This window comes from Methylobacterium sp. 17Sr1-1 (assembly GCF_003173775.1).
Classification (GTDB): domain Bacteria; phylum Pseudomonadota; class Alphaproteobacteria; order Rhizobiales; family Beijerinckiaceae; genus Methylobacterium.
In genome coordinates this window covers 1,650,781-1,676,595 of record NZ_CP029552.1, presented here as the reverse complement: position 1 = coordinate 1,676,595, position 25,815 = coordinate 1,650,781, and the positions used below count along the sequence as shown (strand labels likewise).

General features: G+C 71.3%; 25 protein-coding genes. 19 read left to right on the top strand and 6 right to left on the bottom strand.

Annotated elements, in window-relative coordinates; translation table 11 throughout:
* Nucleotides 1-262: 262 nt before the first annotated feature.
* A complete protein-coding gene (locus DK412_RS07510; protein WP_162596142.1) occupies nucleotides 263-1,510 on the top strand; it encodes a Hint domain-containing protein in 1,248 nt (415 codons plus the stop codon).
* 528 nt (nucleotides 1,511-2,038) lie between these two features.
* Nucleotides 2,039-2,668 carry a PAS domain-containing protein gene (locus tag DK412_RS07505; protein ID WP_109971444.1) on the top strand — a complete coding sequence of 210 codons (630 nt, stop codon included), beginning with the start codon at nucleotides 2,039-2,041 and terminating at the stop codon, nucleotides 2,666-2,668.
* 165 nt (nucleotides 2,669-2,833) lie between these two features.
* Here the strand turns inward: DK412_RS07505 and DK412_RS07500 are convergent, their stop codons facing one another.
* Together DK412_RS07500 and DK412_RS07495 are read right to left on the bottom strand one after the other, a co-directional pair.
* Nucleotides 2,834-4,039 (bottom strand): ABC transporter substrate-binding protein, encoded by a 1,206-nt coding sequence (locus DK412_RS07500; RefSeq protein WP_109971443.1) that lies wholly within the window; start codon nucleotides 4,037-4,039, stop codon nucleotides 2,834-2,836.
* A 151-nt stretch (nucleotides 4,040-4,190) separates the two neighbouring features.
* Complete coding sequence (locus DK412_RS07495) at nucleotides 4,191-5,444, bottom strand: MFS transporter (protein ID WP_162596141.1); 1,254 nt, start codon at nucleotides 5,442-5,444, stop codon at nucleotides 4,191-4,193.
* A gap of 148 nt (nucleotides 5,445-5,592) precedes the next feature.
* Between DK412_RS07495 and DK412_RS07490 the strand changes: the two genes are divergently transcribed.
* Both DK412_RS07490 and DK412_RS07485 read left to right on the top strand, forming a co-directional pair.
* Nucleotides 5,593-6,129 (top strand): carboxymuconolactone decarboxylase family protein, encoded by a 537-nt coding sequence (locus DK412_RS07490; protein ID WP_109971441.1) that lies wholly within the window; start codon nucleotides 5,593-5,595, stop codon nucleotides 6,127-6,129.
* Nucleotides 6,126-7,028 carry an NAD(P)-dependent oxidoreductase gene (locus tag DK412_RS07485; protein WP_109971440.1) on the top strand — a complete coding sequence of 301 codons (903 nt, stop codon included), beginning with the start codon at nucleotides 6,126-6,128 and terminating at the stop codon, nucleotides 7,026-7,028. Before DK412_RS07490 ends, DK412_RS07485 begins: the two co-directional genes overlap by 4 nt.
* Before the next feature lie 19 nt (nucleotides 7,029-7,047).
* Here DK412_RS07485 and DK412_RS07480 read toward each other — a convergent pair whose 3' ends face one another.
* Nucleotides 7,048-7,356: a putative quinol monooxygenase gene (locus DK412_RS07480; protein ID WP_109971439.1), complete on the bottom strand. Its 309-nt coding sequence runs from the start codon at nucleotides 7,354-7,356 to the stop codon at nucleotides 7,048-7,050.
* A 444-nt stretch (nucleotides 7,357-7,800) separates the two neighbouring features.
* Here DK412_RS07480 and DK412_RS07475 point away from each other — a divergent pair, with 444 nt between their 5' ends.
* Both DK412_RS07475 and repC read left to right on the top strand, forming a co-directional pair.
* Entirely contained in the window at nucleotides 7,801-7,998 is a 198-nt protein-coding gene (locus tag DK412_RS07475) for a hypothetical protein (RefSeq protein WP_109971438.1), read from the top strand.
* Between the two features lie 193 nt (nucleotides 7,999-8,191).
* On the top strand, nucleotides 8,192-9,337 hold the full coding sequence (repC, locus tag DK412_RS07470; protein WP_204165521.1) for a plasmid replication protein RepC: 1,146 nt from the start codon (nucleotides 8,192-8,194) through the stop codon (nucleotides 9,335-9,337).
* 22 nt (nucleotides 9,338-9,359) lie between these two features.
* Here repC and DK412_RS07465 read toward each other — a convergent pair whose 3' ends face one another.
* Nucleotides 9,360-10,265 carry a LysR substrate-binding domain-containing protein gene (locus DK412_RS07465; protein ID WP_109971436.1) on the bottom strand — a complete coding sequence of 302 codons (906 nt, stop codon included), beginning with the start codon at nucleotides 10,263-10,265 and terminating at the stop codon, nucleotides 9,360-9,362.
* 161 nt (nucleotides 10,266-10,426) lie between these two features.
* Between DK412_RS07465 and DK412_RS07460 the strand changes: the two genes are divergently transcribed.
* From DK412_RS07460 to DK412_RS07420, 9 genes are all read left to right on the top strand, one after another.
* Nucleotides 10,427-11,464: an ABC transporter substrate-binding protein gene (locus tag DK412_RS07460; protein ID WP_109975119.1), complete on the top strand. Its 1,038-nt coding sequence runs from the start codon at nucleotides 10,427-10,429 to the stop codon at nucleotides 11,462-11,464.
* A 305-nt stretch (nucleotides 11,465-11,769) separates the two neighbouring features.
* Nucleotides 11,770-12,831 (top strand): ABC transporter ATP-binding protein, encoded by a 1,062-nt coding sequence (locus tag DK412_RS07455; RefSeq protein WP_109971435.1) that lies wholly within the window; start codon nucleotides 11,770-11,772, stop codon nucleotides 12,829-12,831.
* An 80-nt stretch (nucleotides 12,832-12,911) separates the two neighbouring features.
* A complete protein-coding gene (locus tag DK412_RS07450; RefSeq protein ID WP_245447716.1) occupies nucleotides 12,912-13,742 on the top strand; it encodes an ABC transporter permease in 831 nt (276 codons plus the stop codon).
* On the top strand, nucleotides 13,739-14,539 hold the full coding sequence (locus DK412_RS07445; RefSeq protein WP_109971434.1) for an ABC transporter permease: 801 nt from the start codon (nucleotides 13,739-13,741) through the stop codon (nucleotides 14,537-14,539). The genes DK412_RS07450 and DK412_RS07445 overlap by 4 nt, the downstream gene beginning before the upstream one ends.
* A 38-nt stretch (nucleotides 14,540-14,577) precedes the next feature.
* Nucleotides 14,578-15,717, top strand: a complete 1,140-nt coding sequence (locus DK412_RS07440; protein ID WP_109971433.1) for an FAD-dependent oxidoreductase — start codon at nucleotides 14,578-14,580, stop codon at nucleotides 15,715-15,717.
* Nucleotides 15,718-15,986: 269 nt separating this feature from the next.
* On the top strand, nucleotides 15,987-16,283 hold the full coding sequence (locus DK412_RS07435; RefSeq protein ID WP_093568563.1) for a (2Fe-2S)-binding protein: 297 nt from the start codon (nucleotides 15,987-15,989) through the stop codon (nucleotides 16,281-16,283).
* Nucleotides 16,280-17,713 carry a (2Fe-2S)-binding protein gene (locus DK412_RS07430; protein WP_109971432.1) on the top strand — a complete coding sequence of 478 codons (1,434 nt, stop codon included), beginning with the start codon at nucleotides 16,280-16,282 and terminating at the stop codon, nucleotides 17,711-17,713. Before DK412_RS07435 ends, DK412_RS07430 begins: the two co-directional genes overlap by 4 nt.
* Nucleotides 17,710-18,822 (top strand): FAD-dependent oxidoreductase, encoded by a 1,113-nt coding sequence (locus tag DK412_RS07425; protein WP_109971431.1) that lies wholly within the window; start codon nucleotides 17,710-17,712, stop codon nucleotides 18,820-18,822. Before DK412_RS07430 ends, DK412_RS07425 begins: the two co-directional genes overlap by 4 nt.
* A 17-nt stretch (nucleotides 18,823-18,839) precedes the next feature.
* Complete coding sequence (locus DK412_RS07420; RefSeq protein WP_099955531.1) at nucleotides 18,840-19,187, top strand: RidA family protein; 348 nt, start codon at nucleotides 18,840-18,842, stop codon at nucleotides 19,185-19,187.
* Between the two features lie 52 nt (nucleotides 19,188-19,239).
* Here the strand turns inward: DK412_RS07420 and DK412_RS07415 are convergent, their stop codons facing one another.
* Entirely contained in the window at nucleotides 19,240-21,078 is a 1,839-nt protein-coding gene (locus DK412_RS07415) for a sigma-54-dependent Fis family transcriptional regulator (RefSeq protein ID WP_109971430.1), read from the bottom strand.
* A 270-nt stretch (nucleotides 21,079-21,348) separates the two neighbouring features.
* On the opposite strand from DK412_RS07415, the gene adh reads away from it, so the two are divergent.
* From adh to glp, 4 genes are all read left to right on the top strand, one after another.
* Complete coding sequence (adh, locus tag DK412_RS07410) at nucleotides 21,349-22,872, top strand: aldehyde dehydrogenase (protein WP_109971429.1); 1,524 nt, start codon at nucleotides 21,349-21,351, stop codon at nucleotides 22,870-22,872.
* A gap of 148 nt (nucleotides 22,873-23,020) precedes the next feature.
* The gene (locus DK412_RS07405) at nucleotides 23,021-23,386 is read left to right on the top strand and encodes a DUF779 domain-containing protein (protein ID WP_109975117.1); all 366 of its coding nucleotides are present in this window, start codon (nucleotides 23,021-23,023) and stop codon (nucleotides 23,384-23,386) included.
* A 61-nt stretch (nucleotides 23,387-23,447) separates the two neighbouring features.
* Nucleotides 23,448-23,945 (top strand): cyclic pyranopterin monophosphate synthase MoaC, encoded by a 498-nt coding sequence (gene moaC, locus DK412_RS07400; RefSeq protein WP_109971428.1) that lies wholly within the window; start codon nucleotides 23,448-23,450, stop codon nucleotides 23,943-23,945.
* Nucleotides 23,942-25,177 carry a gephyrin-like molybdotransferase Glp gene (glp, locus tag DK412_RS07395; protein WP_109971427.1) on the top strand — a complete coding sequence of 412 codons (1,236 nt, stop codon included), beginning with the start codon at nucleotides 23,942-23,944 and terminating at the stop codon, nucleotides 25,175-25,177. The genes moaC and glp overlap by 4 nt, the downstream gene beginning before the upstream one ends.
* 136 nt (nucleotides 25,178-25,313) lie before the next feature.
* Here the strand turns inward: glp and DK412_RS07390 are convergent, their stop codons facing one another.
* Nucleotides 25,314-25,556, bottom strand: a complete 243-nt coding sequence (locus DK412_RS07390) for a hypothetical protein (RefSeq protein ID WP_245447714.1) — start codon at nucleotides 25,554-25,556, stop codon at nucleotides 25,314-25,316.
* Nucleotides 25,557-25,815 lie beyond the last annotated feature (259 nt).

The following is a 25,815-nucleotide window of genomic DNA, read 5'->3' as shown; positions in this document are numbered from 1 at the left end:
GATCACAACGCCAAGCTGCATATCCCCGGCTTGACACCTCAACTCGGGGTTGTGTTGATGGTCGGGCCAACCATATGGGGGAATTGCTGTGGCCGTCACCTTCGACAACACAGTCTTCAACGCCAGTCAGGCGACAACCGGCATCTATGCACTCGGGGGGTTCACTGGAACGAACCTTCTCTCCGGCGCGACTCCCGTCACGATCAATGGAAGCATCGATCAGCCGAACTCGACGGTTGGCGTCAATCTCAACGTCGGCGGCGTGACGACGGTAGGGGCGACGGGAACCTATCTCGGCTACAGCGCGGCCGACAACGACGACTACGTCTATTACTTCAACGTAACCGGCGGCGGATTGGCCACGCCGGTGACGATCGGCGTGTCCGGCGTTGCGGCGCCGGCCCTCGGCGTGGTGACCCCGGTCACCACCGCCAACGTGACCGCGCCGGTCGGGCCGAACACCCCGTGCTTTGCCACCGGCACGCTGATTCGCACCTCGGAGGGCGACGTCCCGGTCGAGGCGCTGGCGGAGGGCGACCTCGTGGTGACCGCCGCCGGCGCGCACCGTCCCGTGCGCTGGATCGGCCGCCGCCGGGTCGCCTGCGACCGGCACCGCGACCCCCACGCCGTCTGGCCGGTGCGGGTCCTGGCCGGCGCCTTCGGCGACGGCCTGCCGCAGCGGGACGTCTGGCTCTCGCCGGACCATGCCGTCTGCGTGAGCGTCGTCGCGGAGGTGCTGATCCCGATCAAGCACCTGGTGAACGGCGCCACCATCGCCCAGGTGCCGGTGGACGAGGTTACCTACTGGCACGTCGAGCTCGACAGCCACGACGTCCTCCTCGCCGAGGGGCTGCCCGCCGAGAGCTTCCTCGATACCGGCGTGCGCTCCGGCTTCGAGAACGGCAGCGACCCGGTGACGCTCCACCCCGACTTCGCACCCCGCAGCCACGCCGATTTCTGCCGCCCCCTGGTGCAGGGCGGCGCGCTCGTCGCAGCGGTGCGCGCCCAGCTCGCCACCCGGGCGGCCGCGCTCGGCTGGACCATCACCAGCGATCCCGACCTGCACCTCGTGGCGGACGGCGCGGTAATCCGGCCGGTCGTGAGCGGGGACGTCGCCCGCTTCGCGCTCCCCGCCGGGACGCGCAGCCTGCACCTGATGTCGCGCACCTACACCCCCTACCTGCTCGACGCGACGACGGGCGACCGGCGCCGCCTCGGCGTGCCGCTGCGGGGACTGTCGGTGCGCGACGGGCTGGGCTTCTCCCGCGACGTCGCGCTCGACGACCCGGCCCTCGCGGCCGGCTTCAGCTTCGTGCAGGGGCAGGCCGGCGACCTCTGGCGCTGGACGGATGGCTCCGCCGTGCTGCCGGCCGCCCTGTGGGCCGGGGCGCGGGGTGAGGTGACGCTCGAGGTCGCGCTGGTGTCCGCGAGCCACTGGGCCGGCGACGGCGTCTACGCGTCGCCGGCCTCCGCCAGGGCCGCGACGGAGAGCCGCGCTCTCGCCGCCTGACGGGCGCGAGCCGGGCGGGGCGCCGCCGCGCGCCCTGCCGCATCTGCGCCGTTGCTCGCGGCGGACGCAGAGACCAGAGCCAGGACATCGACTTTCGTTGACCGGAGACGACCGATTTTCGCAGACGATCAGGACCACTGGACAGTTGATCGAACGATCATGGTGGTCCTGCTCTCCTCACCGCGACAATCCTCGCCGGCTTCGATCGACTTGCACCGGCAGCGCGCACGCCGATCGTCTGGGGCGTAAAATCCCGTCATGATCTGGCCGGCACGCAACCTGATCAGACGCATGTTGCGACTGACAAATCCTATGGTTGCATTCGCAACGCTTCGATGGCTGTACGCCAAATGCTAGCACACCAGATAGTTGTGCATCGTCCTCAGCATCAGCACGCCTAACTCACCGTGCGCCAAATCGCGCCAGAATTCCAATATATTTTGAATTATCGGCAGCGCTTGCGTCTCTTGCCACAGATAAAAATTTGAAGACACCCACCCATTGGCGGTATATTCAGGGGAATCCTGAATGATCGATCGTTCTCGCCGGCACGGGGGCCACATGGGCGCATCGGGAAGATTGCTTACCAAAGAGGCATTGCGGCCGCGTTTCGTCGATATCCCGCAAGCGGTCGGCAGCTGGGACTGGGATATACCGAACGACCGGATCTATTGCGACGACATCGTCGCAAGTCTGTATGGGATCGACTCCGCATCGGCCAGCCATTCGGGCTTCAGCCTCGATATGTTCGTATCCGGACATCATCCGGGCGACCGCGACTGGATGAACGACGCCATCCGGGGCGCGATGCAGGGAACGGGCGTCCTGGTCGCCGAGTATCGGACGCAGCCGGAGGAGGGGGTCGAGAAGTGGGCCCTGGTCCGCGCCCGCTATTATCACGATGCGCAGGGGCGCCCGATGCGGGCGCGCGGCATCATCGTCGACATCACGAACAGCAAGCTCGACGGCCAGGCTCCTTCGGTCGCCCAGGATCTCCCGGACATGCATCTCCCGGACATGCATCCGCTCGACCGGGCGGCCGAGCTGTGCATCTCGGCGCGCGAGGTGATCGCGACGGCGCGCAAGCCCTTCCTGCTCCGCCTCGTGGACATGATCCTCCTGGAACTCGGCCGGGAGCTGGGCAAGCTCGCCCACTAGATGTGCAGTCCCGGAGCGTCACGGAGCGCGAGCGGGCCTCGCGCGTCCCGCCTGCGCCCGATCCCGGCACCTGCTCGACGGTCTCGGGGCTCCCGGCGTCAGTCCCGGCTCCGCTGCGCGGCCCCTGACTGACGCGGAGGCGTTCGGAACCGACCGGACCGGCTCTCAGCTCTTGCCCACCAGCGGGCAGCCGCCCTGGTTCATCGGCTTGAAGGCCTGCTCGCCGGGGATCGTGGCGAGCTTGTTGTAGACGTCCCAGGGGCCCTTCGATTCGGACGGCTTCTTGACCTCGAACAGGTACATGTCGTGGATCGTGCGGCCGTCGGCCCGGACCAGCCCCTTGCCGAACAGCGGATCGTCGGTCGGGTTGGCCTTCATCCACTCCATCACGACCTTCGCGTCCTTCGACTTCGTCGCCGCGACCGCCTTCAGGTAGTGCATCAGCCCGCCATAGACGCCGGCCTGGTTCATGCTCGGCATGTTGCCGTTCGCCCGCTTGGCGAAGCGCTCCGAGAAGGCCCGGGTCCCGTCGTTCAGGTCCCAGTAGAAGGCTTCCGTCAGCACCAGCCCCTTGGCGGTCTCGAGGCCGAGCGCCTTGGCGTCCTGGGCGTAGAACAGGAGCGCCGCGAGCTTCTGCCCGCCCTCGGTGATGCCGAACTCGTGCGCCTGCTTGACGGCGTTGATCGTGTCGCCGCCGGCATTCGCCAGCCCGATCACCTTGGCGCCGGACCCCTGCGCCTGGATCAGGAAGGACGAGAAGTCGCTCGCCGGGAACGGCACCTTGGCCGAGCCGAGGACCTTGCCGCCGCTGCGGGTGACGACGGCGGCGGTCTCGCTCTGGAGCGACTGCCCGAAGGCGTAATCCGCCGTCAGGAAGAACCAGCTGTCGCCGCCGCGCTTGACCATGGCGCCGCCGGTGCCGTTCGCCAGCGCGTAGGTGTCGTAGGTCCAGTGGATCGTGTTGGGCGAGCATTGCGACCCGGTCAGGTCGGTGGTGCCGGCGCCCGAATCGATGAAGATCTTGTTCTTCTCGCGCGTGACCTGGCTCACCGCGAGGGCGACCGACGAGGTCGGCACGTCGAAGATGGCGTCGACGCCGTCGCGGTCGTACCATTGCCGGGCGACGCCGGCGCCGATATCCGGCTTGTTCTGGTGATCGGCCGAGACGATCTCGACGGTGACGTCCTTGCTGATCGCCGCGAAGTCCTCCGCCGCCAGCTGCGCCGCGACGACCGAGCCCTTGCCGCCGATATCCGAGTAGACGCCCGACATGTCGTTCAGGACGCCGATCTTGACCTTGGTCTGAGCCAGGGCGGGCAGCGCCGACAGCACGAGGCAGCCGGCGGATAGAAGCAACCGCTTCATGGGCATCATGGTCTCCTCCCGACCGATCTTGCCGATCGGTCTCGTTGTCGGGGCAGAAGGGGGCACGCGGCCGGGATCGTCAAGCTCGACGATCGGACGCAGGGACGAGGAGCTTTCCGGCTCGCGCCGGCCGCCTGTCCGACTCGGCGCTGCGGGACTACTTTTCCCCTCCCGGCGCGACCCGCGCGCAAACCAGGAACAGGCCCGCGACGCCGAACGCGACCAGCGTCGAGGCGAGCACCGCGGCCAGCGGGCCGGCAAGGGCCGCGCCGGTGACGTCGCCGAGATTCATCGCCGCCATGTAGATCTGGAACTGCGTCGCCGCGGCGCCGCCGGCGCGGCTCGCCAGCAGCACCGCCGGCTGCAGCGCGACGTAGAGCAGCGCCGGCACCACGCTGGCGAGGCCCAGGATGACCGGGCCCGCTGCGGCCTCCAGCCCGGCCGCGATCAGCGCGCCCGCCGCCGCGAACGCCGCCGCGCAGGCGAGAAGGAGGAGGCGCAGGGCCCGCCCCGGCCCGATCCGGTCGACGGCAGCGCCGATCCCCGCCGCCCCGAGGGTGCCGCCGAGGAGCGCGAGCAGCGCCTGCAGGCGCGAGAGACCCTCCGCGTCCCAGCCATGGACCTGCACCAGCGCGACGGCGAACGGCACCTGGAACAGCGCGAGCCCGAGATCGATCGCGAAGCACATCGCCAGCAGGAGCGCCGCGTCGCGCCGCCGGAACGCCGCGAGGAGTTTTTGCGCGAAGGCGAAGCCCCCCGGGGCCGGCCGCTGCCGCGGGGCGAACCCTCGCAGGCAGAGGAGCGCGTCGCCCGGATTCTCGCGCACGAGGGAGGCCGCGAGGGCGAGCGGCGTCGTCAGGCCGAGGAGGGCGCCCGCCGCCGGCGCAAAGCCGTGCGCCGCCAGGATCCAGGCGAAGACCGCGCTCCCGGCGGCGCTGCCGATGACGAAGCCGGCCCGGGTCGCCGCGCTGGTGCGCCCCAGCTCCTCCGTCGGCACGCTGCCGGCGATCATGCGGTCGGTGGCGGTGTCGGCGAGCGACGCGGCGAGGCTGTGCAGGGCGAGGACGAGGCTGATCGCGGTCAGGCCCGCTTGCGCGCCGAGGAGGAGCAGGCCGGCGAGGCTCGCCTGCGCCCCGAGGAGGGCGAGGGCCAGCCAGGCCCGGCGCGGCCCCATGCGGTGGGGCGTCCCGCGGTCGATCACCGGGCCCCAGAGCAGCGGCTGCAGCACCCAGGGCAGGCCGACCAGCGCGAGATGGCGGCCGACCTCCGCCGTGGAGGCGCCCGACGCGGCGAAGTGGTTGGCGAGCGCCGTGAGGCCGAAGCCGGCGACGACGCCCTGGTAGAGGTAGAGCAGGGTGAACAGGCAGAACCGCCAGCGCGACCGGTGCAGGCTCGGCGGTCCCTGGTTCATCGCGTCCATCCCCGCTCAAGCCCCCGGGCCGGCTGCCCCGCGTATCGAACCGCGAAGCCCGCGCGGGTTCCCCATTCCCGGTTCACCCCTGCGCCGCGCGCGGTTCCTGGTGTACCGATGCCGGAGACCTAAGGAGGAGACGACGAGAATGGCCCGCATCCCCTATGCCGACACCACCCGGCCCGAGACGGCCCCGCTCGCCGAGCGGATCGTGGCCGAGCGGGGCGAGATCCTGCACCTCTACGCGATGCTGCTGCACAGCCCGCCGGTCGCCGAGGGCTGGCTCGCCTTCCTGACCGCGATCCGGCAGCGATGCGACCTGCCCGGCGACCTGCGCGAATTGGTGATCGTGCAGGTCGCGCACCTGAACGGCGCCCGCTACGAGGCCGAGCAGCACGTGCCGATCGCGCTCCGCGAGGGCGTGTCGCAGGCCCAGCTCGACGCCCTGCCGGACTGGCAGGGGGCGGAGGTGTTTCCTCCGCGCGAGCGGGCGGTCCTGGCCTATTGCGACGCGATGACGAAAGACATCCACGTCGCGCCCGCGATCTTCGCGGCGTTGCGCGAGCATTTCGACCCGCGGGCGATCGTCGAGCTCACCGCCACGATCGGCGCCTACAACATGGTGTCGCGGTTCCTGGAGGCGATCGGGATCGACTCCGCCGACGACAAGGGAGCGATTCGATGAGCCGCCGCATCGCCGTGATGGGCCTCGGCCAGATGGGCTGGCCGATCGTCCGCAACCTCGCCCGCAAGGGCGACGGGGCCGAGACGATCGTGGCGGTCGATGCCGATCCGGCGCGCATCGCGGGCCTCGCGGAGCCGGGGGTCGCCGTCACGACCGACCGGGACGCGGTCGCGGGCGCCGACGTGCTGGTCCTGTGCCTGCCCGACGGCGACGTGGTCGAGAGCGTGCTGTTCGGCCCCGACGGGCTCGAGCCCCGCCTCGCGCCCGGCGCGACGGTGATCGATCTGAGCACCATCGCGCACGGGCAGGCGGTGAGCATCGGCAAGGCGCTGGAGGCACGGGGCTTCCGTGTCCTCGACGCCCCGGTCTCCGGAGCGCCGGCCGGGGCCGAGGCCGGGACGCTCACGGTGATGTGCGGCGGGGCGCCCGAAACCTTCGCGGCGATGAAGCCGCTGCTCGACCGCATCGGCGCCGAGGTGCTCCATATGGGGCCGCTCGGCAGCGGCCAGCTCACCAAGACGATCAACAACGTGATCTACGACATCAACATCGCGGCGCTCGCCGAGGTGCTGCCGATGGCGGTGGCGATGGGCCTCGACCCCGAACAGCTGGCGGGCGTGGTGACGACCGGGACCAGCCGCAGCTACGCCTCGCAATACTTCGTGCCGCGGATCCTGCGCGGCGAGTTCGACGAGGGCTATCCCCTGGCGAAGGCCTACAAGGACCTCGTCAGCGCCGCGGCGGTCGCGGTCGGCCGCGGCTTCCCCCTGCCGGTGACGGCGGCGGCCACCACGACCTACCAGATGGCCCTGCGCGCCGGCCATGGCGGGCGCGACAAGGGCGCGATGGTGCTGCCCTTCGAGGCGATGCTGGGGGTGAAGGTCCGGGCGCCCTCATGATGAGGGCGCCGGGCTTCGGTCAGGCCGGCGACAGCACGTGGATGACGCGGGAGGCGATGAGCTCCTTCGTCTTCGCCCCGTAGGCCGCCATGTGGGGCGCGGCCGCGTGCGCCTTGAGCGCGTCGAGGCTCGCCCATTTCTCGACCACCACGAAGGTGTCCGGCCCGAGCGGCGCCTGGATCGGCCCGGCCCCGTCGGTGTCGATCGCCGCCCCGTACTCGATGCAGCCGTCCTCGGCGTGGACGGCGGGCACGTTGGCCCGGAAGGCCTCCAGCACCGTGTCGCGCTGGCCGGGCTTGGCGGTGATGATGGCGAGGACGTGGATCATGGTGGTTCCTCCCGATGGATCGTTGTTCGTGGGACGTCACCCCGGCGGCGCGGGATCGCCTCTCGCGGGAGAGGCGGGGCGCAGGTGACGGCGGCCCGCTTCCGGAATCAAGCGCCGCGTGTCGGGCCTCGAGCGGAACGGTCCGGGTCGGGGACCCTCATCCGCCCCCTTGACCCCGGTGAAACCCGCCGCGCCCAAGAGCATCCCGCCGATTCGAGGCTATTGCCGATGATTCGCGCGAATCCCGCATGGAACTCTTCACGAATCGGCCGGTGCAGCCGTGCCGAGGGGCCAGATCACCCCGAATCGGCAGCCGTCGCGGCCACGCGCCCGATTCGTCTGTGAATCGAATTTAACATCCACCGCCGAATCTCGACTCCGCATTGCCCGGCCCGCCCGAGTCATGACACGACTCGTAACGTTACGAGTCGTGGAGCCCAAGCGATGGCCGATACCCCGTCTCAGCGCGTCAAGAAGCTCCGCGAGGCCCGCAAGGCCTCCGGGGAGACGGAGACGAATGTCTGGGTGCCGGCGCAGGTGCAGCAGGCGATCGACGCGGCGGTGCGTGAGGGCAAGTTCCCGAACCGGCGCCTCGCGATCATCCACGCGCTCGAGCAGGTTTTCATGGAACAGAGCATGTAGACGCAGCAAAGCAAAAAAGCGCCGAGGTGGGGACCTCGGCGCTTTTTGGGATCTCATAACGGGGGCTGGGGAAGCCGCCGCTTGAAGACCGGATTGGCATCCTCCTTCTAGCGGTTCCCGACCTTCTCGTCAATGACGCCCTCTCGGGCGAACGGTCCCGCTTTGCCTCCGTCCAAGGAGGTGTGGAGTGGAGATGGTTCAGACCGGGGGCCGGCCGCTGACGCGCGCCGCCCTCGCCGGACAGAGACGCGCCCTCGAGGACGGGCGCACGGTCACGCGCAAGGAATTGTCCGCTTCCGCCCGGGAGGCCGCGAAGGCGCTCGGATTGCGTCCGGCCCTCCGGCTGGTCCTGTCCGAGCTCGTCGCCGCCTGGGGCGAGCAGGCATGGTCGCGCCTGATCGTGTGGCCGTCGAACGAGTACCTGGTCTCGCGCACCGGGCTCTCGGAGCGCGCCGTGCGCTATGCGATCCGCGACCTCGTGGGTCTCGAGATCATCACGCCGAAGGATTCGGCCAACGGCAAGCGCTACGCGATCCGCTCCCGCGACGGGACGATCCTCGACGCCTTCGGCTTCGACCTGACCCCGCTCTACGCCCGCCGCGGCGACTGGGCGCTGGCGATCCAGGCGCGGGCCGAGGCGCGGGAACGGCGCCGCCGGGCCTTCGACCTCGTGACGATGCACCGGCGCGCCGTGGCGGAGGCTTTGCAGGCGCTCAACGCGCGCCATCCCGACACGACGGTTGCCGACCTCGTCGACGCCCAGGGCAGCCTGGAAGCGATCACGCCCGAGCGGCGCGGCGCGGGTGATCCCGACCTCGTGCTGGAAGCCTGGAGCGAGCTGCGCCGGATGGTGGAGGATCGCTTCTACGCAGCCGGCTGTGACGGCAACACCTGCCCGCACATAGAACCAGAGAAAGGATCTCCTACCGAGGCTTGGAGCAAGGACTCGCCGGGGATCGCCGAACCGCCTCGCCGGAGCGAACAGCCGGGGCCGGCTCCGACACCGGCGTTGGTCGTCGAGGCCTGCCCGGTGGTGCGCGACCTGGTGAGCGGCGAAATCCGCGAGGAACACGAGATCCTCGACGCGGGCCGCCAGCTGAGAGCGTCGATCGGGGCGCATCCGAGCGCCTGGGCCGAGGCCTGCGCGGTGGTCGGGCCCTACGAGGCGGCTGTGCTGGTGCTGGTCGTGGCGCAGGCCCACGACGACGACGTCCGGTCGGGCCGGAACCGGATCCGCAATCCGGGCGGCTACTTTCGGCGCCTCGTGCGGCTCGCGGGCGAAGGGCGGTACCAGACCGGGACCGAGCTCCTGGCGATGCGCCGGAGGCGGCTGACGTGAGGGGCGGCGTGAAACGCGATCCTCAATCCGAGAAGGGCGGCGCCAGGAGCGAGTCCCGCACGGCCGCGACGAGGTCGAGGGCGACCGGGGAGGGGCTGCGCTGGGGCGGGAACACCGCCGCGAACTCGAACTCGATTCTCGGCACGAAGGGGCGCACCACCACCCCGCGGCCCTCGAATTCCCGCGCCGTGAAGGGATCGGAGATCGATACGCCGATTCCGGACGAGACCAGACCGCAGATGATCTCCGACAGGGCGGTCTCGATGCGCAGGATCCGCCGCACGCCGTCGCGGTGGAAGGCCTGGTCGACGAGATGGCGCCCGGTCGAGCCGGCGGTGAGCGAGACGAAGGTCTCGCCCTCGAAGTCGCGCGGCCCGAGCACGGCCTTCTCGGCGAGGCAATGGCCCTCCGGCAGCACGGCCACCCGGGCCACCGCCGGCAGGCGCCGGCTCGGCACGCCCTCGTGGGCGATCGGCACCTCGGCGAAGCCGACGTCGCACTGGTTGTTGGTCACCCAGTCGACCACGATCGGCGAGATCACCCCGAACAGCGACAGGTTCAGGTTCGGCCGGTCCTTGAGGAAGTGCCCGGTCAGCCGCGGCAGGTAGCCGTTGGCGAGTGCCGGTAGCGCCGCGACCCGCAGGAATCCGGTGCGCCTGTTGCGGATCTCCTCGGCCGCCGCCCCGATCCGTTCCAACCCGACGAAGGAGCGCTCCACTTCCGTGTAGAGCGCAGTCGCGGCCGCATTCGGGACGAGGCCGGTGCCGCGCTTCTCGAACAGCGGCATGTTGAGGAGCGCCTGGAGGTCGCGCAGGAGCCGGCTCACCGCCGGCTGCGTCACCCCCATCAGGGCGGCGGCCTCGGTGACGCTGCCGGTGAGCATCGTGGCGCGGAAGGCCTCGACCTGCCGCAGGTTGATCCGTGCCATCGGGCCTCCTCCCGTTGCGAACCATAACATTTCGACATGAAACGCGCGCCATTTCGCATTGGACGAGTCTCGGCCGGCCCGGCACCTTTTTGCCTATCGGCGCGCCATGGCACATTCTTGTGCAGCGCCGCATCGCGTCCGCGAGAGGAGACAGGTCCTTGGTGAAGCAGCTCGGCCTCCTGACCGCCCTCGGCCTCACGGCCCTGGCGACCTCGCTCACCCCCGCGGCGGCGCAGCAGAAGACGCTCTACGTCGCCGGCTACGGCGGCTCGTTCGAGAAGACGATCCGCACCGAGGTGATCCCGGCCTTCGAGAAGGCCAACGACGTCAAGGTCGAGTACGTCGCCGGCAATTCCACCGACACGCTGGCCAAGCTCCAGGCGCAGAAGGGCAACCAGCAGATCGACGTCGCCATCGTCGATGACGGCCCGATGTACCAGGCGATCCAGCTCGGATTCTGCGACAAGATCGAGGGCGTGCCGACCGGCGACCTCTACGATCTCGCCCGCTTCACCGACGACAAGGCGGTGGCGACCGGCCTCGTCGCCACCGGGCTCATGTACAACACCAAGGTCTTTTCGGAGCGGGGCTGGGCGCCGCCGACCTCCTGGAACGACCTCAAGGACCCCAAGTACCGCCAGAAGCTCGTCATCCCGCCGATCAACAACACCTACGGGCTCAATGTCCTGGTGATGCTGGCGAAGATGAACGGTGGCAGCGAGAAGAACGTCGATTCGGCGTTCAAGATCTTCAAGTCCGAGATCAACCCGAACGTGCTGGCCTACGAGCCGTCGCCCGGCAAGATGACCGAGCTGTTCCAGTCCGGCCAGGCGGTGATCGCGGTGTGGGGCACCGGCCGGGTGCAGGGATTGGCCAATACCGGCTTCCCGGTCGATTTCGTCTACCCGAAGGAGGGCGCGGTCGCGCTCCTCACCGCTGCCTGCCCGATCGCCAAGCCGAAGGGGTCGCCGCTCGCCAACGCCTTCATCAAGGCGCTGCTCGACCCCAAGGTGCAGCTGACGATGCTGAAGGAATACGGCTACGGCCCGGTGGTGAAGACGGTCGAGGTGCCGCCGGAGATCGTCAAGATGGCCCCCGTCGGCCCCCGCGCCGCCGCTCTGTACACGCCGGACTGGACGGTGGTGAACGAGAAGCGTGAGGAGTGGACGAAACGGTGGAATCGGGAGGTCGAGCGGTAGGTCTGCCGAATCCTGAAACCCCTCGCGTCTCGCCCTTCAAAGCGCGGGCTTCCGCCTCTCCCCGCGGGCGGGGAGAGGGCCGAGCCCTCGTTCAGAGGGCGCGGCAAGCGCAGGCGAAGCCGGAGCGAGGGTGAGGGGGTGTCTCCGGATGAGGCTCCTCCGGCACCACCCCCTCACCCTCGCGGCGAACCTGCGGTTCGCTGCGCGGGCTCCCTGAGCCCCTCCGGAGCTCAGGCCTCTCCCCGCCCGCGGGGAGAGGAGTACCCCGCGCCTCTTCTTTTCCCGGACAGCCCCGGATCCCGCGCATGACCTCGAACCCCCGCTCCGCCGCGCCGCTCCTCGAACTCGAGCACGTCGCCAAGGCCTTCGGCAGCCACATCGCGGTCGAGGATTTCAACCTCGCGGTCGCGCCGGGCGAGTTCATCTCGTTCCTCGGCCCCTCGGGCTGCGGCAAGACCACGACGTTGCAGATGATCGCCGGATTCCTGGCGCCCTCCCGCGGGACGATCCGCCTGGAGGGTCGCGACCTGACGCAGGTCCACCCCGCGAAGCGCGGCCTCGGCATCGTCTTCCAGAGCTACGCGCTCTTCCCCCACATGACGGCGGCCGAGAACGTCGCCTTCGGCCTCGAGATGCAGCGGGTCTCGAGGCCTGAGCGCACCGAGCGGGTCCGCGCGGCCCTCGCGATGGTGGGGCTCGCCGGTTACGAGGACCGGCATCCGCGCCGGATGTCGGGCGGCCAGCAGCAGCGGGTGGCCCTCGCCCGCGCCCTCGTGATCCGCCCGAGCGTGCTGCTCCTCGACGAGCCGCTGTCGAATCTCGACGCCAAGCTGCGCGAGGAGATGCAGATCGAGCTGCGCCAGATTCAGCGCAACCTCGGCACCACCACGATTCTCGTCACCCACGACCAGACCGAGGCACTGTCGTTGTCGGACCGGATCGTCGTGATGAGCAAGGGCCGCATCGAGCAGATCGGCACGCCGCAGGACACCTACGAGCGGCCCGCTTCCGCCTTCGTCGCCCAGTTCCTCGGCAAGACCAACGACTTTTCCGCCCGCATCGAGGGCGCGTCTCCCGCCCGGATCGTCGCCGGCGGCTGGAGCGCGCCGGCCCCCGTGGGCTTCCACGGCCCGGTGACGATCAGCGTCCGCCCGGAGCGGATCGGGTTCGCCGAAGCCGGCCTGCCGGCCCGGGTCGCCGCCCGCATCTTCCAGGGCAACCACTGGCTCTTTCAGTGCGAGACCGAATGCGGCCCGGCGATCGTGGTCAGGCCGAACGACGGCCTTACCCAGCCCGGCGAGGGCGAGGCGGTGCGCCTCGCCTGGCGCCCCGAGGATATGAGCCTGCGTGCCGGAGCCGCCGCGTGAACGCCGCCGCGACCACGACCCTCCCGGCCGCCCCAGCGACAACGGTCCCGGAGCCCCGCGCCAGCCGCGCGCCGCTCTGGCTGATCCTGCCGGCCGTGCTGCTCTTCGTCGGCATCGTGCTGGTGCCGCTGGCGATGACGGTCCTGCTCTCGTTCCACGATTGGGGCCAGTACAAGGGCATCGAGCCGGTCCTGATCCTGAAGAACTGGCAGGAGATCGCGACCGACCCGTACTACGCCGAGATGTTCGGGCGCACGCTCCGCATCGCGCTGATCACCACCCTGGTCACGGCTTTGCTCGGCGCGCCGGAGGCCTACATCCTCAACCGGATGAGCGGGCGCTGGCGCGGGATCTTCCTGCTCCTGATCCTCGGGCCGCTCCTCATCTCGGTCGTGGCGCGCACGCTCGGCTGGGCGCTGCTGTTCGGTGGCGCGAACGGGCTCGCCAACAAGCTCCTGATGTCGCTCGGGCTCATCGCCTCGCCGCTGCCGTTCCTGTTCACCGAGACCGGCGTGGTCATCGCGCTCGTCCACGTGATGATGCCGTTCATGGTGCTGTCGGTCTGGGCCGCGCTCCAGCGCCTCGACCCTCAGGTCGAGCATGCGGCGATGTCGCTCGGCGCCGGTCCCGTCACCATCATCCGCCGCATCGTCCTGCCGCAGATCATGCCGGGCGTGCTGTCGGGCGCGATCATCGTGTTCTCGCTCTCGGCGAGCGCCTTCGCCACGCCGGCGATCATCGGCGGGCGCCGGCTCAAGGTCGCGGCGACGCTCGCCTACGACGAGTTCCTCAACACGCTGAACTGGCCGCTCGGCGCCGCGGTGGCGGTGCTGCTGCTGGTCGGCCTCGTGCTGATCGTCGTCGGCGCCAATGCCCTCGTCGAGCGGCGCTACGCGGAGGTGTCCCAATGAGCCGCAACGGTCCTCTCGCGCTCGCCTTCCACGGCCTGTTCGTGACCTTCATGCTGGCGCCGATCGCGGTCGTCTGCCTCGTCGCCTTCACGCCGGAGGGGTTCCTCTCGCTGCCGACGAACGGGTTCTCGCTGCGCTGGTTTCGGGCGATCGCCGACTACCCGGAATTCGTCCACGCCTTCTGGGTCAGCCTCGGGCTCGGCGCGCTCTCATCCTTCATCGCGCTCCTCTTCGCGGTGCCGGCGGCGCTCGCGCTCACCCGCTACAAGGTGCCGGGCCGCAGCGCGCTCCAGGCCCTGTTCCTGTCGCCCCTGATGATCCCGCACGTGGTGCTCGGCGTCGCCTTCCTGCGCTTCTTCACGGCGCTCGGCCTCGGCGGCACCTTCCTGGCGCTGCTCGCCGCCCACATCGTCGTGGTCTTCCCCTTCGCGTTCCGGCTGACGCTGGCGGCGGCCGCCGGGCTCGATCCGTCGGTGGAGCGCGCGGCGGTGTCGCTCGGGGCCGGCGGGTTCACGCTGTTTCGCCGGGTGACCCTGCCGCTGATCCTGCCCGGCGTCGTGAGCGGCTGGGCGCTCGCCTTCATCCAGTCCTTCGACGATCTGACCATGACGGTCTTCCTCGCCGCGCCCGGCACCGAGACGCTGCCGGTGCGCATGTTCCTCTACATCCAGGACAACATCGACCCGCTGGTGACCTCGGTCTCGGCCTGCGTGATCGCCGTCACCATGGTGTGTCTCGCCATCCTCGACCGGCTCTACGGCCTCGACCGCGTGCTCGCGGGCAAAGGGACCCACTGAGAGCAGTCACTGACCGCGAGACGCGTACAGGAGTTCACATGTCCAAGGACTACGACGTCGCCGTCGTCGGCGGCGGCCTGCTCGGCTCGGCCATCGCCTGGGGCCTCGGCCGGCTCGGGCAAAGGGTGGCCGTCCTCGACGAGGGCGACATCACCAAGCGCGCCTCGCGGGCGAATTTCGCCCTCGTCTGGGTGCAGAGCAAGGGCCTCGGGATGCCGGCCTATACCGGCTGGACAGTGCGCGCGGCGAAGAGCTGGGCGCAGCTCGCCGCGGCGCTCCGCGAGCAGTCCGGGCTCGACGTCTCGCTGCAGCAGAACGGCGGCTTCCACCTCACGCTCGGCGAGGACGAGTACGGAAGGCGCGCCGACCTCGTCGCCCGGATGCACAACCAGATCGGCGCCGCCGATTACGAGATGCGGATGGTCTCGCGGGCGGAGGTCGAGCGGGCGCTGCCGGGGATCGGCCCCGAGGTCTCCGGCGGCAGCTACTGCCCGCTCGACGGCCACGTGAACTCGCTGCGCACCTACCGGGCCTTCCATGCCGGGCTCAGGAGCTTCGGTGTCGATTACCTGCCCGAGCGGCCGGTCTCCGCCATCACCCGCGAGGGCGGGGAGTTCCGGCTGACGACCCCGGCCGGCGAGGTGCGGGCGGCCAAGGTGGTGCTCGCCGCCGGCAACGCCAACCAGGCGCTCGCCCCGATGGTCGGCCTCTCGGCGCCGATGGGCCCGACCCGCGGCCAGATCGTCGTCACCGAGCGCACGCAACCCTTCCTGCCCCATCCGCTCTCGACCCTGCGCCAGACCGACGAGGGCACGGTGATGATCGGCGACAGCAAGGAGGACGTGCTCGACGACCGCGCCATGCGCCAGGGCATCAACGCCGTGATGGCCGACCGGGCCCAGCGCACCTTCCCGCACCTCGCCCGGCTCAACGTGGTGCGCAGCTGGTCCGGCATCCGGGTGATGCCGCGGGACGGATTCCCGATCTACGACCAGTCGGAGACCCATCCCGGCGCCTTCGTCGCCTGCTGCCACTCGGGCGTGACCCTCGCCTCCAACCACGCCTTCGAGATCGCCCGGATGGTGGCGGGAGGCCGCCTGGAGGAGGAATTGGTGGGGGCGTTCACGGCCAAGCGATTCGAGACGGCCGAGGCGAAGGCCGGCAGCGGGTATTATTGAGAGCTGTTTTCAGCACGAGCGACAGTCGTCGGCCGCGACGGCTCCCACCTCACAGGGTCATCCCGGGGCTCGCCGCAGGCGAGAGCCCGGGATCCAGAACCTCAGTTCCGGGAGAATCGAGCGGAACGCTGTCCGCCCCTTCCGGAAACATCCGCGGCTCTGGATTCCGGGCTCCGCTTCGCGGCCCCGGAATGACCCGGAGGGTGGCCGTCCCGCCGGCCTCCAACCACCACCCTGACTCTTCGAGGGCCCCGGGCCCGGAGACGCCCATGTTCAAGCGATCCGACCACGACACCAGACCGATCGTCCGCATCCTCGTCGAGGGCGCGACCGTCGAGGCGCGGGCGGGCGACACCGTGTCGGCCGCTCTGCTCGCCTCCGGCCGCGACGTGCGCCGGCTCACGGCGGTCAGCGGGGCGCCGCGGCTGCCCTACTGCATGATGGGCGTGTGCTTCGACTGCCTCGTCACCATCGACGGGGTCGGCAACCGCCAGGGCTGCCTCGTGCCGGTGGAAGACGGCATGCGCATCGAGATCCAGAAGGGCAAGCGGGAGATCGGCCGATGAGCCAACACTCGTCCACCAACGCCCCGAAGCGCGACGCCTACGACGTCGTGGTGATCGGCGCCGGCCCCGCGGGCCTCGCCGCCGCCGCCACGGCCGCCAAGGCCGGCCTCACGGTCCTGCTCCTCGACGAGAATGCCGGCCCCGGCGGCCAGGTCTGGCGCGCCATCACCTCGACGCCGCTCGCGGACAAGACGCAGCTCGGGTCCGATTTCTGGAGCGGCGAGGAGTGGGTCCGGGCCTTGCGCGCCGGCAGCGCCGAGGTGATCCACCGCGCCACGGTCTGGAGCCTCGACAAGGCGCTCGAGATCGGCGTCTCGGTCGGCGGCGGCTCGGCCTTCGTCGCGGCGCGGCGGGTGATCCTGGCGACCGGGGCGCTGGAACGCCCGTTCCCGATTCCGGGCTGGACGCTGCCCGGCGTGATGACCGCCGGCGCGGCGCAGACGATGCTGAAATCGTCGGGCCTGGTGCCGGACGAGCCGACGGTGATCGCCGGGCAGGGGCCGCTGCTCTGGCTCCTCTCGGCGCAGATCCTGCGCCTCGGCGGCCGGATCGACCGGATCCTCGACACCACCGACCGGCGGAACATCGTCGGAGCCCTGCCGCACGCGCTCGCCTTCGCGACGTCGCCGTATTTCCGGAAAGGTCTCGCGCTGATGCGCGAGGTGCGCGCGAAGGTGGGTGTCGTCTCCGGCGTCACGGAGCTTGCCGCGCGAGGGGAGGGGAGGCTCGCGAGCGTCACCTACCGGTCGAGCGCGCGGGAAGAGACCCTGCCGGCCTCGCTGCTCCTCTTGCACCAGGGCGTGGTGCCGAACGTCAACCTCGCCATGGCGGCGGGCGTCGAGCATGCCTGGGACGACGTCCAGCTCGCCTGGCTGCCGGTGCTGGGCAAGGACGGCGCGACCTCGGTCGAGGGCATCGCGGTGGCGGGCGACGGCGCCGGCATCGGCGGCGCGGAGGCTGCGGCGCTCCGCGGCCGCCTCGCGGCTTTGGCAGCCGTGGAAGCCCTGGCCCCGGCAGCCCTGTCCAAGGTCGACTCGGCGGCGAGCGTGCGGGCCGCGCTGGCGCGGGCCGAGCGCGGCCGGCCGTTCCTCGACCTGCTGTTCCGGCCGTCCAAGCCGTTCCGTATCCCTACGGACGACACCATCGTCTGCCGCTGCGAGGAGATCACCGCCCGCGACATCCGCGAGGCGGTCGCCATCGGGGCGACGGGGCCGAACCAGCTCAAGGCCTATCGCCGCACCGGCATGGGCCCGTGCCAGGGCCGGCTCTGCGGCCTCACCGTCACCGAGCTGATGGCCGAGGCGCGGGGCAAGACCCCGCAGGAGATCGGCTACTATCGCCTGCGCGCTCCCGTGAAGCCGATCGCGCTCGCCGAGCTCGCCGCCCTGCCGAAATCGCAGGCCGAGACCGAGGCGGTGGTGCGCGGATGACCCTGCTCACCGACGCCATCGTGGTCGGGGGCGGGATCCACGGCTGCTCGACCGCGCTCCATCTCTGCCGGGCCGGGCTCAGGCCCGTCCTGATCGAGAAGGACTATGCCGGCCGCCACGCCTCGGGCGTCAATGCCGGCGGCGTGCGCCAGCTCGCCCGCCACGTCGCCGAGATTCCGCTCTCGATCCGCTCGATGGACCTCTGGGAGCGCATCGGCGATCTCGTCGACGACGATTGCGGCTTCGAGAGCCACGGCCAGGTGCTGGTGGCCGAGGACGGGGGCGAGCTCGCGGCGTGCGTCGAGCGGGTCGAGGACCTGCAAGGCCGCGGCTTCACCCACGAGGAGCTGATCGACGGATCGGAACTGCGCCGCCTGGTGCCGGCGGTGGCCGAGACCTGCCCGGGCGGCGTCGTCTCGCGCCGCGACGGCGCGGCCCAGCCCGCCCGCACGGTGGCGGCGTTCCGGCGCAAGGCGGAGGCTCTCGGGGCCATCGTGCGCGAGGGCGAGCCGGCGCGGAACGTGCGCCGGGAGGACGGGCTGTGGCGGGTCGATGTCGGCGCCGACACCTACGCGGCGCCGGTCCTCGTCAACGCCGCCGGCGCCTGGGCCGGACGGATCGCCGAATCCCTCGGCGAGCCGGTCCCGGTCGAGACCGTGGCGCCGATGCTGATGATCACCTCGAAGGTGCCGCACTTCATCGATCCGGTGGTGATCCTGCGCGGCCGCAAGCTGTCGTTCAAGCAGTTCTCCAACGGCACGGTGCTGATCGGCGGCGGCCACCTCGCCGTGCCGGACCAGGACAGGGGCACGACGGTGCTGAACTGGCGGCGCCTGTCCGAGAGCGCCCGCACGGTGTTCGAACTCTTTCCCGTCATGCGCGACGCGACGATCCTGCGCGCCTGGGCGGGCATCGAGGCCAAGATGAAGGACGACCTGCCGGTCCTCGGGCCGAGCGCCCGCCATCCCGGCCTCTATCACCAGTTCGGCTTCTCGCTGCACGGCTTCCAGCTCGGGCCAGCGGCGGGGGCCGTCATGGCCGAGCTCATCGTCGAGGGCGGCACCCAGACCCGGATCGGCGCGCTCGGCATCGAGCGGTTCCGAACCTGACTCTCAAGGAGAATCCCATGACCATCACCCGCCAGATCCGCACCCCGATCATGCACCGCGCCGTCGAGGTGAACGGCCTCGTCTTCGTCGGCGGCACCATCGCGGACGACACCTCGGTGTCGATGGGCGCCCAGACCGAGAACATCTTAGGGAAAATCGCCGGCTACCTGAAGGAGGCCGGGACGGACGCCTCGCGCATCGTCTCGGCCACGATCTTCGTGACCGACCTGTCGCACAAGAAGGAGATGGACGCCGCCTGGACCCGCTTCTTCGGCGACGACCTGCCGGCCCGCGCCACCGTCGGTGTCGCGGATCTCGGCGGCGGCGCGCTCATCGAGGTCGTGGTGACGGCGGCCAAGGGCTGAAACGGGCCCACCCGCGGGGACGGCCGGCGCCGCGCCGGTCGTCCCATCCCGATCAGGCCAGGCAGCGCCGATAGAGCGTGCTGCGGCTGATCCCGAGGCTGCGCGCCGCGCGGCTGACATTGCCGCCATGCTCGGCCAGGGCCGCCCGCATCGCATCTTGCGCCAGGGTGTCGAGGCGGCCGGTGGGTGCGGGAGCCGGCCGGGGCGCCGGATCGGGGCGGGGGGCGGCCACCCCGTCGGGCAGGTCCTCCGGACCTAAGCTCTCCCCGGTCTCGGCGAGCGCCGCCAGGGCCTTCAGGCAGGCGGCGAGCTGGCGCAGGTTGCCGGGCCAGTCGGCCTCGGCGAGCGCCGCTTCGCAAGAGGGCGACAGGCTCACCTGCCGGGACGGGCCGACGGTCCGGGCCCACAAAGCCCGCACCAGGGCGAGGCGGTCCGGTCGCTCGCGCAGCGCCGGCAGGCGCACCCGGTAGGGGGCGATGCGGTAGTAGAGATCGGCCCGGAAGGCGCCCTCCTCGACCATGCGGGCGAGGTCGCGGTGGGTGGCGCAGACCAGCGCGAAATCGACCGGGACCGGGCGGGTGCCACCCACCGGGAGCACCTCCCGCTCCTGCAGGACCCGCAGCAGGCGCGATTGCAGGGAGAGCGGCATGTCGCCGATCTCGTCGAGGAACAGCAGGCCGCCCTCGGCCTGGCGCAGCAGGCCCTTGGCGCCGTGGCGCGCCGCCCCCGTGAAGGCGCCGGGCTCGTAGCCGAACAGCTCGGCCTCGATCAGCGTCTCGGGCAGCGCCGCGCAGTTCACGGCGACGAAGGGTTTTTGCGCCCGCGCGCAGGCGGCGTGGGCGGCGCGGGCGAAGACCTCCTTGCCGGTGCCGGTCTCGCCCTCGACCACCACCGGAATCCCGGCATCGATCAGCCGCACGGCGCGGGCGAGGAGTTTTTGGGTGGCAGGATCGAGGATCGGTCCCTCGGGGCTCGGCCGCGCCGCCTCGGCCGCCGGCCGGCGCCTCGCCGGGGCGGGCGGGCCCTCGAGCCGGCCGTAGAGCGGCGTTCCGGCCTCGTCCCGCAGGGCGAGCGGCCCGGGCGCCGCGCCGCCGCCGTGGCCGCCGGCATGCTCGGCGCCGAGATCGCCCCAGCCGAGGCCGAGGAGCGCCAGCCCGTGCCGGTTGGCCCCGACGAGGCGCTTCCCCTCGAAGACCAGCACGCCTTCGCGCGGCGTGCCGAGGAGACCCGGGTCGCGGTGCAGCCGCAGCACCTCGCAGCCCGGCGGCACGGCCGCGAGCAGGCGGTGCTCGATGGCCGCGACCGCGAGCCCGACGAGGCCGAGGGCGTGGCCCTGGTGGATCGCCGCCGGTCCGGTCAGGTCGAGGACGCCCAGCACCGTGCCGTCCGGCCCGAGGATCGGCGTGGCGGCGCAGCTGAGGATGCGGTGCGGTTCGAAGTAGTGCTCCGCCCCCCGCACCTCGACCGGGCGGCGCTCGACCAGGGCGGTGCCGATGGCGTTGGTGCCGGTCAGGCTCTCGCTCCAGGGCACCCCGGGGCGGAGCGCCACCTGCGCGGCGCGGCCGGCGAAGGAATCGCTGCCGAGCGTGTCGAGGATCAGCCCGTCGGCATCGGTGAGGATCACCAGGCTGCCGGTCGCCTGCGCCTCGGCGTGCAGGGCCTCGATCTCGGGTCGGCAGGTCCGGCGCAGGGCCTCGCTGCGATCGAAGGCGGCGCGCAAGGCGGCGGAGGTCAGCGGCTCGACCCGGGGTCTTTGGCCGAAATCGAGCCCGAGGGCGGCGCAGCGCTCCCAGGAGCGCAGGATCGGCGGCGGCGGCTCCGCCACCCCCGGCCCGAAGGCCTGCCGCCGGGCGGCGAGCAGGGTGCGGGGCGTGGTCACGCGGCTCTGCATGCGCGGCTCGCCTCCCGTATCGCCGCCGCGTCGGCGGCCTGTCGCGGATTGCGACAGGTGTCGCAGGTGTCGCGCGCCCGGTCCAGGCATGCGGGGGCCGGATTTTGGTCGAAGGCCGCACCGGGGCATCGGGAAAGTCCTTCCCGATCAGATGCTTGCCGGGGGTGAGCCGCGCCCGGGAGCCGGCTGGCACGCGCGCTGCCGGGTGATCTCCCGCCACGCCCCGCCAGGACAGGGACATCCCCGTCACGGGGCGAGTGGGAGGAACTCATGAACAAGCCGGAACTCTTCGCCGACGCCCGCACCACCTCGCCGTTCTCGGGCCGCTACGACAACTTCATCGGCGGCGCGTGGGTCGCTCCCGTGGCGGGCCGCTACTTCGAGAATACCTCGCCGATCACCGGCGGGGTGATCTGCGAGGTCGCCCGCTCGGACGCGCAGGACATCGAGCGGGCGCTCGACGCCGCCCACGCCGCCAAGGATTCGTGGGGCCGCACCGCGCCGGCCGAGCGCGCCCGCATCCTGCTCAAGATCGCCGACCGGATGGAGGACAACCTCGACCTGATCGCGCTCGCCGAGACCTGGGACAACGGCAAGCCGATCCGCGAGACCACCCACGCCGACATACCGCTCGCCATCGACCATTTCCGCTATTTCGCCGGCTGCGTCCGGGCGCAGGAGGGCTCGCTCTCCGAGATCGACCACGACACCGTGGCGTACCACTTCCACGAGCCGCTCGGCGTCGTCGGCCAGATCATCCCGTGGAACTTCCCGATCCTGATGGCGGTGTGGAAGCTCGCACCCGCGCTCGCCGCCGGCAATTGCGTGGTGCTCAAGCCCGCAGAGCAGACCCCGGCCTCGGTGCTGCTGCTCGCCGAGCTGATCGGCGACCTGCTGCCCCCGGGCGTGCTCAACATCGTCAACGGCTTCGGGCTCGAGGCCGGCAAGCCGCTCGCCTCCTCGCCCCGCATCGCCAAGATCGCCTTCACCGGCGAGACCACGACCGGGCGGCTGATCATGCAATACGCCTCGCAGAACCTGATCCCGGTGACGCTGGAGCTCGGCGGCAAGTCGCCGAACATCTTCTTCTCGGACGTGGCCGCCGATGACGACGACTTCCTCGACAAGGCGCTCGAGGGCTTCACGATGTTCGCCCTCAACCAGGGCGAGGTCTGCACCTGCCCGAGCCGGGCGCTGGTGCACGAATCGATCTACGACCGCTTCATGGAGCGGGCGATCCGGCGCGTCGAGGCGATCACGCAAGGCTCGCCGCTCGATCCCGCGACGATGATCGGCGCCCAGGCCTCCTCCGAGCAGCTCGAGAAGATCCTGAGCTACGTCGAGATCGGCCGTCAGGAGGGCGCCGAATGCCTCACGGGCGGTGCGCGCGCCGTGAAGGAGGGCGCGCTCGCCGGCGGCTACTACATGCAGCCGACGGTGTTCCGCGGCCACAACCGGATGCGCGTCTTCCAGGAGGAGATCTTTGGGCCCGTCCTGTCGGTCACGACCTTCAAGGACGACGAGGAGGCATTGAGCATTGCCAACGACACGCTCTACGGCCTCGGCGCCGGCGTGTGGACCCGCGACGGCACCCGCGCCTACCGCTTCGGCCGGGCGATCCAGGCCGGCCGCGTCTGGACCAACTGCTACCACGCCTACCCGGCCCACGCGGCCTTCGGCGGCTACAAGCGATCGGGCATCGGCCGCGAGACCCACAAGATGATGCTCGACCACTACCAGCAGACCAAGAACCTGCTGGTCAGCTACTCGGCGCAGAAGCTCGGGTTCTTCTGAGGGTTCGGATGTCGGGCGGGGCCAGTGCCCCGCCTCTTCAAGGCTTCCGGTGAAAGAAGAGGCGCAGGACCTCTCCTCTCCCCGCCCGCGGGGAGAGGAGAATGCCCGCACCATGTCCTTCTCGCGCTTCCTCATGCCAAGGCCCCCCATGCCCGCTCCCCCGCCCCGCGTCGTCGCCACCCCGGCGGCCCTCGACCTGATCGCGCGCCTGCGCCGCGAGCACGGCGCGATCCTGTTCCACCAATCCGGCGGCTGCTGCGACGGTTCGGCGCCGATGTGCTTCGCCGTCGGCGACTTCGCGCTCGGCGATGGCGACGTGCATCTCGGCGCGATCGGCGGGGCCGACTTCTTCATCAGCGGCCCGCAATACGCGGCCTGGCGGCACACCCAGCTCATCATCGACGTGGTGCCGGGCCGCGGCGGGATGTTCTCGCTGGAGAACGGGTCCGGGCAGCGCTTCCTCCTGCGCTCCCGGGTGTTCGACGCGGCCGAGGCGGCGGCGCTGGACGCCTGAGGCCGTGGCGGGGCCGGCGGCCGGCGTGCTAAGCGCGGGGACGTTCTTCCGGAGCCAGGCCATGCCGACCCTGACCCATCTCGACGCCGCCGGCGCCGCCAACATGGTCGACGTCACCGACAAGGCCGCGACCGACCGCGCCGCCCGCGCCGAGGGCCTGGTGGTGATGAACCCCGAGACCCTGCGGCTGATCCGCGAGGGCGACGCCAAGAAGGGCGACGTGCTCGGCACCGCGCGGCTCGCCGGCATCATGGCGGCCAAGCGCACCCACGAGCTGATCCCGCTCTGCCACCCGCTGTTGCTGACCAAGGTCCGGGTGGAATGCGAGCCCGACGAGGCCCTGCCGGGCATCCGCGTCACCGCGGAGGTGCGGGTGCAGGGCCCGACCGGCGTCGAGATGGAGGCGCTGACCGCCGTGTCGGTGGCGTGCCTGACGGTCTACGACATGGTCAAGGCCGCCGACCGGGGCATGCGCGTCGAGGGCATCCGGCTCCTGCACAAGAGCGGCGGCCGCTCGGGCGTGTGGGAGGCTTCCTCCGGCCGCGAGGCCGGCGCGTGAGCCCGCTCCTTCCCGTCGCCGAGGCGCTGGCGCGCATCCTCGCCGATGCCCGCCCGGTCGAGGCCGAGACCGTCGCGATCACGGCCGCGGCCGGCCGCACGCTCGCCGAGGACGTGCGGGCCCTGCGCACCCAGCCGCCCTTCGCGACCTCGGCGATGGACGGCTACGCCGTGCGCGCCGCCGACGTCGCCGGGGCCTCGCCCGAGGCGCCGGTGCGTCTCGCCGTCACCGCCACCAGCGCCGCCGGCCACGGCGCCCGCGGCCCGGTGGGCGAGGGCGAGGCGATCCGCATCTTCACCGGCGCGCCGTTGCCCGAGGGCGCCGACACGGTGGTGATCCAGGAGGACACCGACGTGGAAGGCGCCACGGTGCTGGCCCGCGCCGGCAACCCGGCGGGGCGCCACATCCGCGGCGCCGGGCTCGATTTTCGCGAGGGCGACCGGCTGCTCTGCGCCGGCGAGCGCCTCGACGGCTGGCGCGTCGCGCTCGCCGCCGCGGGCGGGCACCCGACCTTGCGCGTCCGACGCCGGCCCCGCGTCGCGGTGCTCGCCACCGGCGACGAGCTGGTGCGGCCGGGCGAGCCGGCGGAATGGGACCAGATCGTCGCCTCGAACGGCCTCGCGCTCGCCGCGATGGCGGAGGCCGCCGGGGCGGAGGCGATCGATCTCGGCATCGCCGGCGACACCTTCCCCGACCTGGAGGCGGCGATCGCCCGCGCCCGCGACGCCGAGGCCGACCTCCTCGTCACGCTGGGCGGCGCCTCGGTCGGCGACCACGACCTCGTCCAGTCGGCGCTCGGTCGCCAGGGGCTCGATCTCGGGTTCTGGCGCGTGGCGCTCCGGCCCGGCAAGCCGCTGATGCATGGCCGCCTCGGCGCGATGGCGGTGCTGGGGCTCCCCGGCAACCCGGTCTCGTCGGTGGTGTGCGGGCTGCTCTTCGTCCACCCGCTGATCCGCGCGCTCCTCGGCGACCCGGAGGCCGGGGCCGACCGCAGCGAGCCGGGCGTGCTCGGGCGCGACCTGCCGGCCAATGACGGGCGCCAGGACTACATGCGCGCCGCCCTCGACACCGCGCCGGACCGGCTGCCGGTGGTCCACCCGGCCGAGCGCCAGGATTCCTCGATGCTCTCGGTGCTCGCCCGCTCCGAGGCGCTGCTGATTCGCGCGCCCCACGCGCCGGCGGCCCGGGCCGGCGATCCCTGCCGCATCCTGCGGCTCGACCGGGGGTTCTAAGCAGATTTCGCAAAAGTGGGCGCCGGTTTTGCGACGAAAATCTGCGACACAACAAGAAGCTCAGCGGACGAAGCGTTGGCCGGCCAACGCAAGTCTGCTGAGCGGCGGGGGGACGCCGTCGCGTCCCCCGTCGCGCCTACTGCTCGTCGGAGCTTCTGGCCCCGCCGGTCTTGCGGTCGTAGGCGGTGATCGCCGCCCGGCACTGGGGCGAGAGCCGGGCGCGGTTGCGCGCGAAGCAGCGCTCCACCTCCGGGCTGTCCGGATCGGCCCCGGCGCAGAGCTTGAAGTAGTCGCCAGCGCAGTTCATCTGCAGGCCCTGGTCGTCCCGCTGGGCGAGGGCCGGCGTCGCCGCCAGGGAGGTCAGGGTCAGGAGCGCCAGGAAGGCCGCGGTGGCGGCGGGCGCACGAAGCGACGTCGGGTTCAAGGTGTCATCCCCGCTGAGAATCTGAAGGCCCTAGGGTAGGTGCCCCGCGCCGCCGGACAAGCGCGGCCAGGTCACACTTGTGCGGGGATGCACGTCGAGGCTTGCGGCACCCTGGGGGCCTGCGGCACTCTGTTCACGGCTGTCTCGCGCGGTACGGGGTCCTCCCCGAGGACGGCCCTTCGCCGGAGCGCAGACCGCCTCGCGGTCCCCCGGC